The following is a 16,024-nucleotide window of genomic DNA, read 5'->3' on the forward strand; positions in this document are numbered from 1 at the left end:
TATGCATTTAGATTTTCGGGTCAAGCCCTAAAATAACAAAAAAGATACTTTTTAGACATCCCTTTTTTTTGTTTTAAAATAAGCTTTTTTCATTCTGTTGAATTTCAAATGCTGAACAATTATAATCAAAAACATGAAGATAATCGCTGAAATCGGAACTGCTCACGCCGGTTCTTTAGAAAAAGCTCATGAACTTATTGACGCGGCCGCATTTGCAGGCGCAGACTGCGTAAAATTCCAATGGGTTTATGCCGATGAGATTTTGCACCCGGATACAGGATTTGTAAATTTGCCTGGAGGAAAAACCCGGCTTTATGACACGTTTAAGCAACTTGAATGCTCTTGCGATTTCTACAAAAAATGCCTTGAATATTCTCACAAAAAAGGTCTTTTATTCGCCTGCTCACCTTTCGGAATAAAATCTTTTGATGAGCTTGCAAAAATTAATCCTGATGCAATAAAAATTGCAAGTCCAGAACTGAATCATTTTCCGCTTTTACGAAAATGCGCAGAATACTATCAGAAAATTCCAATTATTATTTCAAGCGGAGTTTCAAAACTAGGCGATATAGAAAAAGCAATTCAAGCGATACAAAATAAAAAAGAATCTTGTGCAAATGAAAAATGCTTTCCAGACTTAACATTGCTTCATTGCATAACTTTTTATCCTGCGCCAGAAGAACAATACAACGTAAAATGCGTAAAAACACTGCGCCAAATTTTTGGAATTCCAACAGGAATAAGCGACCATAGCTTTGATCCAGTTTTAGTTCCTGTTCTTACAGTTCTTATGGGAGGAAGTGTAATTGAAAAGCACATTACTCTAAGCAAAAAAGACAGCGGGCTAGATGACCAAGTGGCTCTTGAACCTGAACAATTTGCTGTAATGGTTCATTCTGTCAGGCAGGCAATTTCAATACAAGAACGTTACAAAAAAGAAGGAAAAGCCGTAAAAGAAAATTTAGAAAATGCAGCTGAAAAAGAAATTCTTAAACAGCTTGAATATGAATTTCCAAGTGAAAAAATTTCAGCGGCGTTGGGAACGGGAATAAAAAAACTTGCCGCTGCAGAAGAAGAAAACTACGGAAGAACAAACCGCTCCCTTCACTATATGCGCTCACTAAAAAAAGGAAGCAGAATAAAGCCAGACGATATTTCCGTGTTGCGAACAGAGAAAATTCTTTCTCCAGGAATAAGCCCTGAATACTTTTCCATAATAGAAAACTCCATATTGGAAAAAGACGTATGCTCAGGAGATGGAGTTAAATGGGAAGATTTTATTCAAAGATAAAAAAACAACTTCTACAACACCAAATCAGAAATAATCTTCAGTCCGCGGATTGTCAAGTCTTTGTCAACAACAGTAAACACATCCGTAATTGGCTTTAAAACTTTGTTGAGTCCGCCTGTTGCAACAACTTTTACAGTTTCAGCCTTGTCTCCAGTAAGTTTTTCAAGGTCAGCCTTAACTTGACGAACAAGATACTCAACAAGACCTTTGTACCCAAGGACAACGCCTGCTTGGATTGCAGTTTCTGTATTCATTCCAAGACTTGAAGACGGAGCTTCCAAAGAAACAAACGGAAGCTGGGCTGCATTAGTCGCCAAAGCCTTTATAGCAGTTCCTAAGCCAGGAGAAATAGTAACTCCGCGGATTATTCCACTTGAATCAGCAACAGTTAAAGTCAAAGCAGTTCCAAAATCAACTGCAATAACAGGACCTTTACCTTCAAATAAATTCCATGCGCTTACCGCATTGCAAAGCAAATCTGTTCCAATGTTTGTATGAGGTGAAGACGAATCTAATCTAACAGGAAGGCGACCGCTATAGGCAAGATCAGAAGATAAAATAAACGGACTTTTTCCGCATAAATGCTGGCATACAATAACAAATGGTCCAATCAAGGCAGGAACAACAGAACTTATAATGCTTTTATCAAGAAACTTTGTCTGGATTCCCGCTTCTCTGCAAAGTGTAAGCAAAATAGAAGTGTATTCATCTCCTGTGCGCCTTGAATCAGTTGCAATGCGCCACTGAACAGCAATTTTATCGCCATCAAAGATAGCTGCGACAATATTTGTGTTTCCAATATCCACGGCAAAAAGCAATTTCAGCCTCCAGCAAGTTACATTCGTTTAATTCAAAATATTGCATTTGCTCTTTTTTTTCAAGCGAAACAAAAACATGAACAAAGCTAACGATTAACAAAGATTTACACTGATTGAGCAAAATACATTTATATTATAGTATATTTCATTATGGAAACATTTATTCAACCAAAAATCTTAAAAGGATTCAGAGATTTTCTTCCTCAAGATGAAATTTTACGTTCTGATTTAATTGAAAAACTCACAAAGACATTCCGCTCTTATGGATTCGTTCCTATAGATACTCCAGTTCTTGAATATACAGAAATTTTGCTTAGAAAAAGCAACGGCGAAACAGAAAAACAGATGTTCCGCTTTGAAGACAACGGCGGAAGAGATGTCGCAATGAGATTTGACTTGACAGTTCCTTTCGCAAGGTTCACGGCTCAGCACAAAGAAGAGCTTTACTTTCCATTTAAAAGATACCATATTTCAAAAGTATGGCGTGGAGAAAAACCCCAGGCAGGAAGATACAGAGAATTTGTCCAGTGCGACTTTGATACGGTAGGAAGCGACAGCGCGGTATCGGACTTTGAAACACTAAGCCTTATGAAAGCAGCTCTCTCTGCAATTGGCGTTGACGAAATAAAGATTCACGTGAACCACAGAGGCATTTTCAACCGCTTTTTAAAGAAACTTGGTCTTTCAGAAAAGTCTGAAGATATATTAAGAGCTGTAGACAAAATTGCTAAAGTAGGCGAAGAAAAAGTTTCTGCAGAACTTGAAGAAATTACAGGAAGCGCAGATTCAAGCGCAAAAATTATTGACTACATAAAGCCTCTTTCTTCGTTTGAAGAGACACTGTCACACATAGAAGGGCTTGCCGGCGGAGAAGATGAAGACTCAAAGCGCATGAAAACAATTTTCAGCATGATGAAAGCAGCGGGAATTGAAGACACTTATATGCTTGATCCTGCAATCACACGCGGACTTGACTACTATACAGGCATTGTTTACGAAACTTTCCTTGAAAAACTGCCGTCAATAGGTTCTGTTTGCTCAGGCGGAAGATATGACAACCTCGCAGGTCTTTATATGAAAGAAAAACTGCCGGGCGTAGGCTCAAGCATTGGTTTGGACAGGCTGATTGCAGGTCTTTCTGAACTTGGGCTTACAAATGCAAAAGGAAGCTACCTTGATGTGGAAATATTTAACACTGATGAAAGTCTGAATGTTCAGTATCAAGAAGTAGCGGCAAAACTTCGCAAAGAAGGAATTTCCGTGGAAGTATTCCCAGACACTGTAAAAATCAACAAGCAGTATTCTGTAACAGACAAAAAACAAATTCCCTGGGGAATTATGTTTTCAAGGAACAACGAAAATGCGAATACAATAACGCTCAAAAACCTAAAGACAAGGGAAATCTTTGAAGCCATTTCAATTGAAGAGGCCGCAAAAAAGATTAAAAGTTAAGTTTCAATAGATTCCCGTGTCGCAGCACGGGAATGACAAATCAAAGGCTAAATTTTAATGTCATTATCGGGCTTGCCCCGATAATCTAGTGTAAATTTTCAGCAAATCTTCGGGTCAAGCACGGGAATGACATTTTATTTTACATCTGCTTGAGCAAGTTTACCATTTCAATTGCTCCAAGGGCGCAGTCATAGCCTTTGTTTCCGGCTTTTGTTCCTGCACGTTCAATCGCCTGATCAATTGTGTCAGTTGTAAGAACACCAAACATAACAGGAATTCCAGTCTGCAAGCTAACTTGAGCAATTCCTTTTGAAACTTCAGCGCAAACATAATCATAATGGCTTGTAGCTCCGCGTATTACAGCTCCAAGACAAATAACAGCATCATATTTCTTGCTTTCTGCCATTTTTTTTGCAGCAACAGGAATCTCAAAAGCGCCAGGAACCCAGCAAAGAGTTATGTCGTCATCTTCAACATCGTGGCGGACAAGTCCGTCTTTTGCGCCTGCGACAAGTTTTGAAACAATAAACTCATTGAACCTTGCGGCGACAATTCCAACTTTGATTTTGACTGTGTTTCCGGCAACAACTTTTCCTTCAATAACTTTCATTTTTTTCCTCCAAAACATTTTTTAGAAAACGCTAAACGTTAGAAAGCAAATGCCCCATCCGTTTTGCCTTTGTTTTCAAATAAAATTCATCATATTTTTGAACTGGAATTTCAAGCGGAATGCGCTCTTCAATTTCAATTCCGTTTTCCTTGCAATTCATGGCGTCAATTTTCTGCGGATTGTTTGTCATAAGGCGAAGCTTTGAAACTCCGAGGTTTTTAAGAATTTGAATTCCGCACGAATAATCCCGGGCATCTTCTGGAAGACCAAGCGCAAGGTTAGCGTCCACAGTGTCCATTCCCTTGTCCTGAAGACTGTAAGCCTTTATCTTATTAAGGATTCCAATTCCTCTTCCTTCCTGAGAAAGATAAACAAGAACTCCCCTTCCTTCCTGAGAAATTTTCTTCATCGCAAGATCAAACTGCTCGCCGCAATCGCATTTTCTTGAACCAAAAGTGTCGCCTGTAAGACATTCGCTGTGAACACGGCACAAAACGCTTTTTCCATCGGAAACATTTCCCATGGCCAAAGCTTCGTGATGCTCGCCTGTGATTGTGTCTAAAAATCCGTAAAGTTTAAAGTCGCCGTACTTTGTGGGAAGATTTGCTTCTGCAACACGCTCAATAAATTTTTCAGTTGACTTTCTGTATTCAATCAAATCAGCAATTGTTATAAGAGTTAAATTCCATTCTTTTGCTTTTTCTTCAAGTTCCGGACGGCGCGCCATGTGTCCATCCTCGCTCATAATCTCGCAGCAAAGTCCTGCTAGCTCAAGTCCTGCAAGGCGGCACAAATCAACAGTCGCTTCTGTATGTCCCTGACGTTCAAAAATTCCCTTGTCTTTTGCAACCAAAGGAAACATATGTCCCGGTCGGCGGAAGTCTTCTGGCTTCGTCTCTGGATTTACAAGCGCAACAGCTGTAGCACTTCTTTCAAATGCGCTTATTCCTGTTGTCGTTGAAACATGGTCTACGGAAACTGTAAAGGCTGTTTCGTGGTTGTCCTGATTCTGAAATGTCATCGGATAAAAATTAAATTTTTTTGCAATTTCAGAGCTTACTGGCATACAGATAAGTCCGCACGCATTCCGCGCCATGAAATTTATATTTTCGCCTGTAGCGAATCTTGCGGCGCAAATCAAATCGCCTTCATTCTCGCGGGATTCGTCATCGGTAACCATTATAAGTTTTCCGCTGCGCAAATCCTGCAAAGCTTTTTCTATAAGCGCAAGTTTTTCAGCCTTCATTTTTTTCCTCCAAAGTAAAATGCCTTATATATTTTCCAACTATGTCGCATTCAATGTTTACCAAATCGCCTGTCTTTTTTTTGCTTAAAACGGTATTGCTCCAAGTATGCGGAATCACCGCTGCAAAAATAACACAAGTAGAGCCGCTCCATTTTACAGAAGCAATAGTCAAGCTGATTCCATCAATTGCAACAGAACCTTTTTCAATCATAAACTCGCCAAGTTTTTTTTCCATTGAAAACTGAATATTCACGGCATTTTCATCTTTTGAAAAAGCAAGAATTCTTCCGGTTCCATCGATATGGCCAGAAACAATGTGTCCGCCGAATCTTCCACAAGCTTTCATTGCACGTTCAAGATTCACAAAGCTTCCGGGGCGAAGGATTTTTAATGAAGTGCGGCTAAAAGTTTCAGGCGTAACATCGGCTTTAAAAACAGAGCCAGAAAATTCAGCGACAGTAAGGCAAACTCCATTCACGGCAATGCTTTCGCCAAGCACAAGTCTTTCATTAAAATCAGACTGAATCTCTATCGAAAAAGAATGGCCGGCTCTCACAATATTTTTTACAGTACCAAGGCTTTCTATAATTCCCGTGAACAAAATTATTCCTCCAAACACGGCTCTTAAAAATTATATTCCAAAAGCAAATCGCCAGAAAAAGTTTTTATATTTTTCAGCGAAAGATTCACACAAGACAAAAGGCTTGAGCACTCTGTTCCCTGTACCGGCGAATGCACATCTCCGTTTATTCCACCCAAAATTTTAGGAGCGACAAAGCAAAGCACTTTGTTTACAAGGCATTTTTTTTCTTTGCCATAAAAAAACAAACTTGAATTAATAGAGCCGCCGGACTCAACAAGAATGCTGTCAATTGAAAGTTCGCCGAGTTTTTTTAGCACTTGCAAAATATCAATATGCGAATCTTTTTTTTCAACATGAATTACCTTTGCGCCTTTTTCTTCAAGAGTGGATTTTTTTTCAGAATCCAAGCAAGTAAAAATTATAAGCGGAATTTCATTTGCAGTCTTTAAAAGATTGCTTTCAAGCGGAATTTTCAATTCAGTATCAAGAACAATACGAATAGGCTGCTTCAATCCTTCGCCTTGAATTCTGCAAGTTAAAAGCGGATCATCTTTTAGAACAGTTTGAATTCCGCACATAACAGCCGCAGTTGTTCCGCGCAAATAATGAACATATTCTCGGGAACTTTCATTTGTAATCCATTTGCTTTCACCTGAAGAAAGAGAAGTTTTTCCGTCTGCGCTTTGTGCATATTTTACAATCACAAAAGGACGTTTAGTAGTTATATAATGGAAGAAAATTTCATTTAGGGAATCGCATTCAGCTTTCATAAAATCCCGGAAAACTTTTACACCCGCATTTTCAAGCTGAATAACGCCTTTCCCGTTTACAAGAGAATTTGGATCGCGGCTTCCAATCACGACATTTTTTATGCCGGCTTCTATGATTGCCTGAGTGCATGGAGGCTGTTTTCCTGTGTGGCAGCAAGGCTCCAATGTAACGTAAAGATTCGCTGCGCGGACTTCTGCATTTTTTTCCACCGCATTCTTTAAAGCGTCCCGCTCCGCATGAAGATTTCCATATTCGTGATGAAAACCTTCCGCAATGATTTTTCCGTCTTTTTCAATTACAGCACCAACAAGAGGATTCGGATGAACTTTTCCGCCGCCTTTTTTTGCAAGTTCAATTGCACGCTGCATAAAAATCTTCTGAGGAACAAAAACAGTGTTTTTCTCTTCTTCAAAATCAGCCATACAAGAAAGTTTTATATCAAACTAAAAACATTGTCAATATAAAGCTATTATGCTCGTTTGACAATAGAAAAATTTTTATCTATTATATGTTGTTATGAAAAAATGCGGGACTATGCCACTCATTCTTAGCGGAGCATTGCTTTTTTTTGCACTTGTTTTCGGCTCTCTTCTTGGAGCGGGACTTGCAGCTACACGGAATACAATAAACACTGAAAATTTCACGGACTTTGAAACTTCACTTCCTACAAGACTTTTGGACATAAACGGAGAGCTTATAACTGAATTTGCAAGCGACGAGCGACGTGAAATAATCGCACTGAAAAATCTTCCGCAGCACATGATTGATGCGCTTCTTACAAGAGAAGACCGCATTTTTTACAGCCACCACGGATTCAGCGTAAAAGCTTTGTTCAGGGCAGTTGTCGGCGTTCTTACAAGAAGCTCGCTTGGGGGCGGCTCAACACTTACTCAGCAAATCGCAGGAACTTTGTATTGCGACCGTCAGGAATATTCAGTCAAGCGAAAGCTCAAGGAACTTTGGTGGGCAATCCAAATGGAGCGCAGATACTCAAAGGATGAAATCTTAGAACTTTATCTGAATAAAATTTATTTTGGCGGAGGAACTTACGGAGTCAATGCGGCAAGCAAATATTACTTTGGACACGACGCCACAGAAATAACTCCGGCGGAATCTGCAATCCTCGTAATCCAGCTTTCAAATCCTTCTTTTTACAATCCATTTGAACATCCAAACAGAGCAATGGCAAGGCAAAAAGATGTTCTTGAAGCGATGGTAAATTCAGGCTACATTTCCCAGCAGCAGGCGGACGACAGTTTTGACGCATACTGGGCAAATTTTGACTACACAAGAACAAACGCTTCCGCGCACGCAATGCAAAATGACGAAGCTCCTTGGTTCAGCGAGTATGTAAGAAGAAATTTAAGCGGAATGATTTACGGCACAGAAGACATTTACACAAGCGGATTCACCGTAAACACAACATTGAATCTTTCACATCAAAAAGCCGCAGAAGAAGTAATGCAGGATTATATCCATGCGGCAAACAGAATTTACCAGCGCACAATGAATTCCCATGAACGCGCAACATTCAGCAAATATATTCCGCTCACAGAACTTTTAAGCCTTGTATTCGACTTGCCGGACTTAAAGCTTGGCCAGCAAAGAAACCAGGCAACAGCAATGAATCAGTACCGCGATGAAATAAATCCTATAATCGACGTAATGTCCATGGTCTGCGGAATTGAATCTTTAAAGACTGAAATTGTCAACAAAGGAAATTCCTTGATTCAGCAGAAAGCAGAAAAAACAACAATCGAAGGCACAATGATTGCCATTGAAAATTCAACTGGCTACATAGACGCGCTTGTTGGCGGCTCAAAATATGACAAGGCAAACCAGTTTATCCGCGCGGTACAGGCAAAGCTTCAGCCTGGCTCAACATTCAAGCCGCTTTACTATTCTGAAGCAATTGAAAGCCAGAAATTCACAATGACAACAATTATAAGCGACACGCCGCAGGTTTTCCACAAAGAAGATGGAACTCCTTATATTCCACAGGACTTTAAAGGCCAGTGGGAAGGCGATGTTGAATTCTGGTATGCTCTAGCCCACTCCATGAACGTGCCATCAATAAAAGTTTTAGACACAATCGGATTCGACTCAGCAATAAAAAGAACTTCCGCCCTTTTAGGAATTCCGTCAAACGAATTTGAAGCAAGGCACTTTGAGCCGGTTTATCCGTTTGGACTTGGAGTTTGCTCTGTGCGTCCTATTGAAGTTGCAAAAGCTTATGCCACAATTGCAAACCACGGAAAAGAAGTAAAGCCGATTGCAATTCTTTCAGTTGAAGACAAAAACGGAAACATAATTTTCAATCCTGGAAAAGAACAGGCAGACGCACAAAAATCCAGAAACGGAGCAAAGCAGATTCTTACAGAAGAAACAGCATTTATAATGCAGGAAATTATGAAGAATACTGTGGCAAGCGGAACTTTAAGATACGGCTCTGACTGGGATTCAACATATTGGGTTACAGGAAAAAGAAAAGGACGCGGAAACAAATTCAACTTTGTAAATTCAAACGGAAAAACATTCCAAATGCCTGTAGCAGGAAAAACCGGAACAACTCAGAACTGGGCAGACGCCTGGGCAGCTGGATTCACGCCATATTACACTTCTGTTTTCTGGTTTGGATTCGATAAGCCTGGACAATCTCTTGGACTTTCGATTACAGGCTCAACTTTAGCAGGTGTTGCCTGGGGCGACTACATGAATGCAGCAAACCAAGGAAAGCCGTACAAGCCGTTCTATGATGAAAAGCCAAAAGACCTAGTTCAACTTGAAGTTTGCACAAGAAGCGGCGGAATCTTAACTCCTGAATGCGGAAGCAACAGAATTACCGCATATTATTATCCAGGAACAGAGCCGACCGAGCCTTGCAAAAAACACACTGATGATTCTGGCAGAAATTTAGGAGCCGCAAGACTTCAAAAAGCAAGAATCAGAGCAGGATACTATTTTGACGAAGGAATTGACGACAGTCCGCTTATGGTTGACTTGAGTTTCCTTAAGAGCGGAAAACTTTCTTCTGAAATAAGGCAGGAAGAATCCGAATATGAACTCTTGCAGCCGCAGAGAAATTCCGATGATTTTTCAAACTGGCTTCTTGACTAAAAAACAAAGATTGCCTATTTTTTAATTAAATGCTTGTAAAAATTGAAGACATAAAAGTAAAAAAACGAGTTCGCCGTGATTTGGGAGATTTAACCGCATTAAAAGAAAGCATGCACCGTTATGGTCTTATGAATCCAATCACGCTGAATTCCAACTATGAGCTTGTGGCAGGAGAGCGCAGGCTTGAAGCTGCAAAATCTTTAGGCTGGGAAAGAATCAACGCAAATGTCCTTGACGCGAATGTTGACAATATCCGCCAGCTTGAAATGGAGCTTGAAGAAAACAATCAGCGCAAGGAATTTACAGATGAAGAACTCATGGAAGGATACAAGCGCCTTGAAAAACTAAAAAATCCTCCGCTGATTATGCGTTTTCTAAAATTCATCGCCAATATCTTTATAAAAATCGCAGAGTTTATAAAATCACTTTTTGGAAAAAAATAATTTTAAAATCTTACAACAATTTCTCTTTGCATTTCATCATTTTGTGCCTTATAATTAAATGATAAAAAATATCATGTTTAAAAATTCAGCAAATCATTTTCGGAGGCACACAACATGAAAAAAATTAAAATCACGTTTCCAGACAATTCATTTATAGAGGCAGAAAATGAAGTCCGCCCGATTCTTTTCCTTGAGAAATTCAATGCAAAAAATAAAAGAATTGTCGCAGTAAAAGTAAACAATGAAATCTGCTCTTTGGACAGCCCGGTAAGCATAACTTCAAACATAGAGCCAGTTTTTTCAGATTCAAAGGACGGAAGCGCAATCTACAGAAGATCTCTTTGCTTTGTTCTAGCATCGGCGGCGCACAAAATTTTCCCGGGAAAAAGGCTTCTAGTCGGACACAGTTTGGGCTACGGCTACTATTACACGCTCGAACTTGGAGAACCTCTTACAAGAGAAAACATTTTGAAGCTAAAAAATGAAATGGAGCAAATCATAAAAGATGACAAAATAATTGAAACAGATTTCATTTCATATTCAGAAGCCTGCTCGCTTTTTGAAGAACTCGGACTTACAGAAACCCGAAAGCAACTGAACTACAGATGCCCTTCCCGAGTCCAGATTAACAGGCTTGAAGGTTTTTCAGATTTGTATTTTGGACCGCTAGTTGGAACAACAGGCATTTTAAATGTTTTTGACCTGCTTCCATACAGCGACGGATTTCTTTTGCGATTCCCCAAAAAAGGTCAGCCTGAAAAGCTCACGGAATTTGTTGATCAGCCTAAGCTTTTTGAAATTTACAAGTCATACAAGCTTTGGGGAAAAAGACTAAATGTAACTTCTGCGGCAAGCTTGAACCAGCTGATTCACGACCGAAAAGAATCTGAATTTATAGACATAACAGAAACGCTTCAGACAAAAAGAATTTCCAATATAGCAGATGAAATTCTCAAGAAGAAATCAGCAAGAATCGTCCTTATAGCAGGGCCGTCTTCTTCCGGAAAAACAACAACCAGCAAAAAACTTGCATTGCAGCTTGAAGCAATTGGATACAAACCAAAAGTAATAAGCCTTGACAGTTATTATCTTGGCCGCGCGCAAACTCCAAAAGACGAAAACGGAAACTACGACTACGAGTGCCTAGAAGCCTTGAACATCGAGCTTTTAAATCAAAACCTTGTTGACCTGTTTGCAGGAAAACAAATCAAGCTGCCGTCTTATGACTTCCATGCCGGAGTAAGCTATTTTAAAGGCGACACAATGACTTTAGAAGAAAGCGATATTTTAATAATGGAAGGAATTCACGGACTTAATGACAAGCTTACACCTTTAGTTCCAGCAGATAAAAAGTTTAAAATCTACATTTCCGCATTAACCCAGCTGAACCTTGACGACCACAATAGAATTTCAACAAGCGACAACAGGCTTATAAGAAGAATTGTAAGAGATTCCCGCTACAGAGGAAAAAGCGCGGCAGACACAATCGCAATGTGGGAAAGCGTGCAAAAAGGCGAACAGCTTCACATATTCCCGTTTCAGAACAATGCCGATGCAATGCTGAACACTGCTTTGGACTATGAGCTTCCGGTTTTAAAAGTCTATGCAGAACCGCTTTTAAGATGTGTAAGTCCGCTTCAAAAAGAATACGCAGAGGCAAACAGGCTTCTTCAATTTTTAAACTGCTTTTCTACAATTCCTGCAACTTCAGTTCCAACGCAGTCTATAATCAGGGAATTTATAGGCGGAAGCGCATTTAAATACTAAATCCATTTTTTTCTGGCAGTCACAATATCGTCGGCTGCCAGTTCTTCAGCTTTTAAACTGTCTTTTTTCCATTGGCGGAATTTATTTTCCTTTAGCTTTTCAAGAACTTTGACCTTTTGCATTGCATTGCGGACAACTTCGCGCTTTTCATCTGCGGCAATCTGCGCCGTGGCAAGTTCTTCCAAAAACTTTTCTTTCTTCTGCTCAAGCATGAAAAAAAAAGACTGGATTTCAGCCTGAATAAGAAAATCTGTATTTGTATCAAAATTTTTTATTGTGGAAACTTTTCTTTTTGCAATGGAATCAAGCTCGCCCTGAATTCTTGCGACTTCCGCATTTGCCTTGCCAAGTTCTATTTCTGCCTGGCGCTGCTCGAATATTCTGAGGTCAAGAATTTTCTGCATTGAAAAAGAAAATTTTTTCATAAAGATAAAAATCAGGCAGGAGATTCAGAATATTCATCTTCAGGAATTTCAATTCCGCTTAGTTCAGAAAGAGACTTCAATGTGTCTTTAATTGTAAGATGGCAGTTTTCTTCCTGGCACAAAAATTCTTCAACAGCCTGATGATGGTCAATGGCTTCGTCAATTTCCGGGGAAGAACCTTTTTGGTAAACACCGGCGTTTATCATTTCTTCCTGCTCTGAATAAACAGAAATCCAACGGCGCACACGCTGCACTGCCTTTTTTGTGCAAGTTCCAGAAACTCTCTTTGAAAGACGGCTGATGCTTGTAAGCATATCGATTGCAGGATAATGCTGACGAGCCGCGAGGGAACGCTGCAAAACAATATGTCCATCCAAAGTTCCGCGCACTTTATCAGCAATAGGCTCATCCATGTCATCGCCATCAACAAGAACTGTATAAAAAGCGGTAATGCTTCCTTTGTCATTTGTTCCTGTACGTTCAAGAAGCTTAGGCAGCATGTCAAAAACGCTCGGAGGATAACCTCTCTGCGCTGGCGGCTCGCCTGTTGCAAGTCCAATTTCCCTTTGCGCATGGGCAAAACGAGTTACGCTGTCAAACATCAACATAACGTCCTTTCCTTGGTCGCGGAAATATTCAGCAATAGCAGTTGCAACATAAGCGGCTCTTAACCTAGAAATAGAAGGCTGATCGCTGGTTGCAACAACAAGCACAGAACGCTTAAGACCTTCTTCTCCTAAGTCGCGCTTTATAAAGTCCATAACTTCGCGTCCACGCTCGCCAATAAGACCTATTACGTTTATATCAGCGTTTGTATTCCTCGCAATCATTGAAAGAAGCGTTGATTTTCCAACTCCTGAGCCTGCAAAAATTCCAAGACGCTGCCCTTTTCCAACTGTAAGAATTCCATCAATGGCACGAACACCAGTTACAATGCGCTTGTCAATCGGTTTGCGTTCCATTGGATTTGGAGGAGATGCAAGAGCAGGATAATAAGCCTCTGGGAAAATTTCACCTTTGCCGTCATAAGGCTTTCCTGTTGCGTCTATTACGCGCCCCAAAAGCGACGGTCCAACAGGGACTTCCAAAACGTGCCCAGAAGCAACAACTTCACAGCCAACTTCAATTCCTTTTGTTTCTCCATAAGCCATAAGGCGCACAGAAGAGCCTTCAAGTCCTACAACTTCTGCAAGAACAGAACTTTGAATGCTTGGAATATGAATTGTACAGATTTCACCAATTACAGAACGCGGTCCTTTGCTTTCTATCATAAGCCCTTTTACACCTATGACAGAGCCAGTATATTTTATAGGTTCAATCCGTTCTATGCTATGAATGTATTTATCAAAAAAGTTTTCCATTTTAAACTATCCCATAGCGAGTGCAAGCGCAAAAAATAGAATGCCAAAAACAAAGTCCGGCAATTGCAAATAAAAAAAAGCACGAATCAACTGTCGGGATTTATAACTTCTGACTTGCCCACAGTTTTTATAGGAGAAATATTCAAAATCTGAGTTTCAAGTTCATTCAGCTGGCTTGAAATGCGAGCGTCAATTGCACCGAAGTCTGTTTCAACAATACAGCCGCCTTTTTCAACAGAACTGTCTTCAACAACAGAAATATTCTTGATATTTTCAACCTGCCGGATAAAGTCTTTAATATGCTCGGTTGTAAGCTTCACATCTGAAAGATTTACACGCAACGTTACATCTCCAGAGCCTTTTACTTTTTTCAAAGCCTGAAGCACATTCGACATTATAACACTTTTTTGATTTTCACTCATAATTTTTACAACTTTGCGTACTATCAAAATTACAAGGTTCACAATCTGCTGCTCTGTGTTATCAAGAATTTCCTGCCTTTTTGCCTGTACAGCTTCAATCATTTTGTGAATGCGCTCAACAAGACGCTGGGCTTCTTCATTTCCAGCCTTATAACCTTCTTCATGGCCGGCTTTAAATCCATCACTCTTTGACTTTTCAAAAATGGATTTTTCTTCTATTTTTGCATTGGAAATAATATCCTGCGCTTCAGCCTTCGCCTTTTCAACAATATCCTGAGCTTCTTTTTGCGCCTGAGATTTTATTACAGCTGCCTGATCACTTTGGTGCTTTACTTGTGCAAACGCAGCATCCTCCGCGTTCTTTACAATCTGGTCGGCATCCGCCTGTGCCTTTGCAAGCATCTTGGCCTTTTCATCTTCCCACTGAAGCTTAAAAGCCTCCGCTTCCTTGCGCAAGTCATCAGCTGTAGGCCCTGTATATTCTGGAACTTCCTCAACTTTTTCTTCTACAGGAGGCGCAAAATTTTTTGTAAACTGAAGGACAACTTCGCCCTTTGTATTATTAACTTCTGCTGGTCTGAATACAGTTTGTGCCATGCTAAATGCCTCCAGTCAAATCAGACTACCATTTCATCATCGCTAGAACGAGCAATAACAATTTCACCAGAATCTTCAAGACGGCGGATTACGCTAACAATCTTCTGCTGGCTTTCTTCAACATCTTTCAAGCGGACAGGTCCCATATATTCCATGTCTTCTTTTAACATTGAAGCGGCTCTCTTTGACATATTGCGGAAAATCTTATCCTGAACTTCTGTATCAACTGATTTCAAAGCCTTTGCAAGTTCCTGTGTATCAACTTCGCGCAAAACTTTCTGAATCGCACGGTCATCAAGCATAACAATATCTTCGAAAACAAACATTCTTTTCTTGATTTCTTCCGCAAGCTCAGGATCGTCTTCTTCAAGAGTTTCGATAATCGCCTTTTCAGAAGAACGGTCAACAAGGTTAAGAATTTCAACAATCGAGTCAACACCACCGGCAGCCGTATAGTCTTCGCTAGAAAGAGTTGAAAGTTTCTTTTCAAGAACACGCTCAACTTCGCGCAGAACTTCCGGGCTTGTGCGGTCCATTGTGGCAAGACGCTTTGAAACTTCCGGCTGAATTTCCGCAGGAAGATTCTGAAGAATTGTAGCGGCTTTCTGAGGCTCAAGATACGCAAGAATAAGAGAAATTGTCTGCGGATATTCCTGCTGAACAAAGTTCAAAAGATGAGCCGGATCTGTGCGGCGGATAAAGTCAAACGGGCGGACTTGCAAAGAGCTTGTGAGCCTGTTGATAATATCAATTGCTTTTTGGCTTCCCAATGATTTTTCAAGAAGCTCGCGGGCAAAATCAATACCGCCAGTTGTAATAAAATTCTGAGCCTGCATAAGTTCCTGAAATTCTTCAAGAACCTGGTCTTTAAAGTCTGCGTCAATTGTATCAAGGCGAGCAATTTCAAAAGTAAGAGTTTCAACTTCATCTTCGCGCAAGTGCTTCATTACATCAGAGGCTACATCGCTTCCAATTGCAACAAGGAAAATAGCGGCTTTTTGGCGGCCGGTAAGATTCTTATAATCTTTGATTCCGCCCTTTTTCTTGCTTTTTTTGCCGTCAACAAGTTCTTCTGCCATAAACTATTCCTCCATAAGCCAAGTGCGGATAAGCATTGCAAC

At 40.2% G+C, this 16,024-nt stretch carries 14 protein-coding genes; 5 read left to right on the forward strand and 9 right to left on the reverse strand.

All coding sequences use genetic code 11. From position 1 onward, the window contains the following. The first annotated feature begins 133 nt into the window (after positions 1-133). The gene (locus tag B4C08_RS10225; RefSeq protein WP_296665082.1) at positions 134-1,291 is read left to right on the forward strand and encodes an N-acetylneuraminate synthase family protein; all 1,158 of its coding nucleotides are present in this window, start codon (positions 134-136) and stop codon (positions 1,289-1,291) included. A gap of 11 nt (positions 1,292-1,302) precedes the next feature. Here the strand turns inward: B4C08_RS10225 and B4C08_RS10230 are convergent, their stop codons facing one another. After that, entirely contained in the window at positions 1,303-2,109 is an 807-nt protein-coding gene (locus B4C08_RS10230) for a type III pantothenate kinase (RefSeq protein ID WP_295799746.1), read from the reverse strand. Between the two features lie 150 nt (positions 2,110-2,259). On the opposite strand from B4C08_RS10230, the gene hisS reads away from it, so the two are divergent. Further along, entirely contained in the window at positions 2,260-3,561 is a 1,302-nt protein-coding gene (gene hisS / locus B4C08_RS10235; protein WP_296665085.1) for a histidine--tRNA ligase, read from the forward strand. Positions 3,562-3,700: 139 nt separating this feature from the next. Here hisS and ribE read toward each other — a convergent pair whose 3' ends face one another. Genes ribE through ribD form a run of 4 tightly spaced genes read right to left on the reverse strand, consistent with a single transcriptional unit; the run spans position 3,701 to position 7,193 of the window. Beyond that, positions 3,701-4,171: a 6,7-dimethyl-8-ribityllumazine synthase gene (ribE, locus tag B4C08_RS10240; protein ID WP_296665087.1), complete on the reverse strand. Its 471-nt coding sequence runs from the start codon at positions 4,169-4,171 to the stop codon at positions 3,701-3,703. A gap of 31 nt (positions 4,172-4,202) precedes the next feature. Beyond that, entirely contained in the window at positions 4,203-5,417 is a 1,215-nt protein-coding gene (ribA, locus tag B4C08_RS10245; RefSeq protein ID WP_296665089.1) for a GTP cyclohydrolase II, read from the reverse strand. Beyond that, complete coding sequence (locus tag B4C08_RS10250) at positions 5,407-6,018, reverse strand: riboflavin synthase (protein WP_296665090.1); 612 nt, start codon at positions 6,016-6,018, stop codon at positions 5,407-5,409. Before B4C08_RS10250 ends, ribA begins: the two co-directional genes overlap by 11 nt. Positions 6,019-6,041: 23 nt before the next feature. Further along, positions 6,042-7,193 carry a bifunctional diaminohydroxyphosphoribosylaminopyrimidine deaminase/5-amino-6-(5-phosphoribosylamino)uracil reductase RibD gene (gene ribD, locus B4C08_RS10255; RefSeq protein WP_296665093.1) on the reverse strand — a complete coding sequence of 384 codons (1,152 nt, stop codon included), beginning with the start codon at positions 7,191-7,193 and terminating at the stop codon, positions 6,042-6,044. Positions 7,194-7,305: 112 nt separating this feature from the next. On the opposite strand from ribD, the gene B4C08_RS10260 reads away from it, so the two are divergent. From B4C08_RS10260 to B4C08_RS10270, 3 genes are all read left to right on the forward strand, one after another. Further along, entirely contained in the window at positions 7,306-9,888 is a 2,583-nt protein-coding gene (locus B4C08_RS10260; protein ID WP_296665095.1) for a penicillin-binding protein 1A, read from the forward strand. A 29-nt stretch (positions 9,889-9,917) separates the two neighbouring features. Continuing rightward, positions 9,918-10,331: a ParB N-terminal domain-containing protein gene (locus tag B4C08_RS10265; RefSeq protein WP_296665097.1), complete on the forward strand. Its 414-nt coding sequence runs from the start codon at positions 9,918-9,920 to the stop codon at positions 10,329-10,331. Between the two features lie 114 nt (positions 10,332-10,445). After that, positions 10,446-12,098: a nucleoside kinase gene (locus B4C08_RS10270; RefSeq protein WP_296665098.1), complete on the forward strand. Its 1,653-nt coding sequence runs from the start codon at positions 10,446-10,448 to the stop codon at positions 12,096-12,098. Here B4C08_RS10270 and fliJ read toward each other — a convergent pair. The 4 genes from fliJ to fliG form a co-directional block, all read right to left on the reverse strand. Continuing rightward, complete coding sequence (gene fliJ, locus B4C08_RS10275; protein ID WP_296665100.1) at positions 12,095-12,523, reverse strand: flagellar export protein FliJ; 429 nt, start codon at positions 12,521-12,523, stop codon at positions 12,095-12,097. The two genes, B4C08_RS10270 and fliJ, sit on opposite strands and share 4 nt — an antisense overlap. An 11-nt stretch (positions 12,524-12,534) precedes the next feature. Continuing rightward, positions 12,535-13,884 carry a FliI/YscN family ATPase gene (locus B4C08_RS10280; protein ID WP_296665101.1) on the reverse strand — a complete coding sequence of 450 codons (1,350 nt, stop codon included), beginning with the start codon at positions 13,882-13,884 and terminating at the stop codon, positions 12,535-12,537. An 86-nt stretch (positions 13,885-13,970) separates the two neighbouring features. Continuing rightward, entirely contained in the window at positions 13,971-14,903 is a 933-nt protein-coding gene (gene fliH, locus B4C08_RS10285) for a flagellar assembly protein FliH (RefSeq protein WP_296665104.1), read from the reverse strand. A 20-nt stretch (positions 14,904-14,923) separates the two neighbouring features. Next, positions 14,924-15,982 carry a flagellar motor switch protein FliG gene (gene fliG / locus B4C08_RS10290; RefSeq protein ID WP_013701324.1) on the reverse strand — a complete coding sequence of 353 codons (1,059 nt, stop codon included), beginning with the start codon at positions 15,980-15,982 and terminating at the stop codon, positions 14,924-14,926. Between the last annotated feature and the right edge of the window lie 42 nt (positions 15,983-16,024).

The organism is Treponema sp. UBA753, assembly GCF_002297325.1.
Taxonomy (GTDB): domain Bacteria; phylum Spirochaetota; class Spirochaetia; order Treponematales; family Treponemataceae; genus Treponema_D.

Excerpts from the sequence above, each read along its gene's own strand:
- B4C08_RS10280 (WP_296665101.1), bottom strand. The coding sequence starts at position 13,884 with ATGGAAAACTTTTTTGATAAATACATTCATAGCATAGAACGGATTGAA.
- B4C08_RS10265 (WP_296665097.1), top strand. The coding sequence starts at position 9,918 with ATGCTTGTAAAAATTGAAGACATAAAAGTAAAAAAACGAGTTCGCCGT.
- ribA (WP_296665089.1), bottom strand. The coding sequence starts at position 5,417 with ATGAAGGCTGAAAAACTTGCGCTTATAGAAAAAGCTTTGCAGGATTTG.
- hisS (WP_296665085.1), top strand. The coding sequence starts at position 2,260 with ATGGAAACATTTATTCAACCAAAAATCTTAAAAGGATTCAGAGATTTT.
- fliG (WP_013701324.1), bottom strand. The coding sequence starts at position 15,982 with ATGGCAGAAGAACTTGTTGACGGCAAAAAAAGCAAGAAAAAGGGCGGA.
- ribE (WP_296665087.1), bottom strand. The coding sequence starts at position 4,171 with ATGAAAGTTATTGAAGGAAAAGTTGTTGCCGGAAACACAGTCAAAATC.
- fliJ (WP_296665100.1), bottom strand. The coding sequence starts at position 12,523 with ATGAAAAAATTTTCTTTTTCAATGCAGAAAATTCTTGACCTCAGAATA.
- B4C08_RS10225 (WP_296665082.1), top strand. The coding sequence starts at position 134 with ATGAAGATAATCGCTGAAATCGGAACTGCTCACGCCGGTTCTTTAGAA.
- fliH (WP_296665104.1), bottom strand. The coding sequence starts at position 14,903 with ATGGCACAAACTGTATTCAGACCAGCAGAAGTTAATAATACAAAGGGC.
- B4C08_RS10260 (WP_296665095.1), top strand. The coding sequence starts at position 7,306 with ATGCCACTCATTCTTAGCGGAGCATTGCTTTTTTTTGCACTTGTTTTC.
- ribD (WP_296665093.1), bottom strand. The coding sequence starts at position 7,193 with ATGGCTGATTTTGAAGAAGAGAAAAACACTGTTTTTGTTCCTCAGAAG.
- B4C08_RS10270 (WP_296665098.1), top strand. The coding sequence starts at position 10,446 with ATGAAAAAAATTAAAATCACGTTTCCAGACAATTCATTTATAGAGGCA.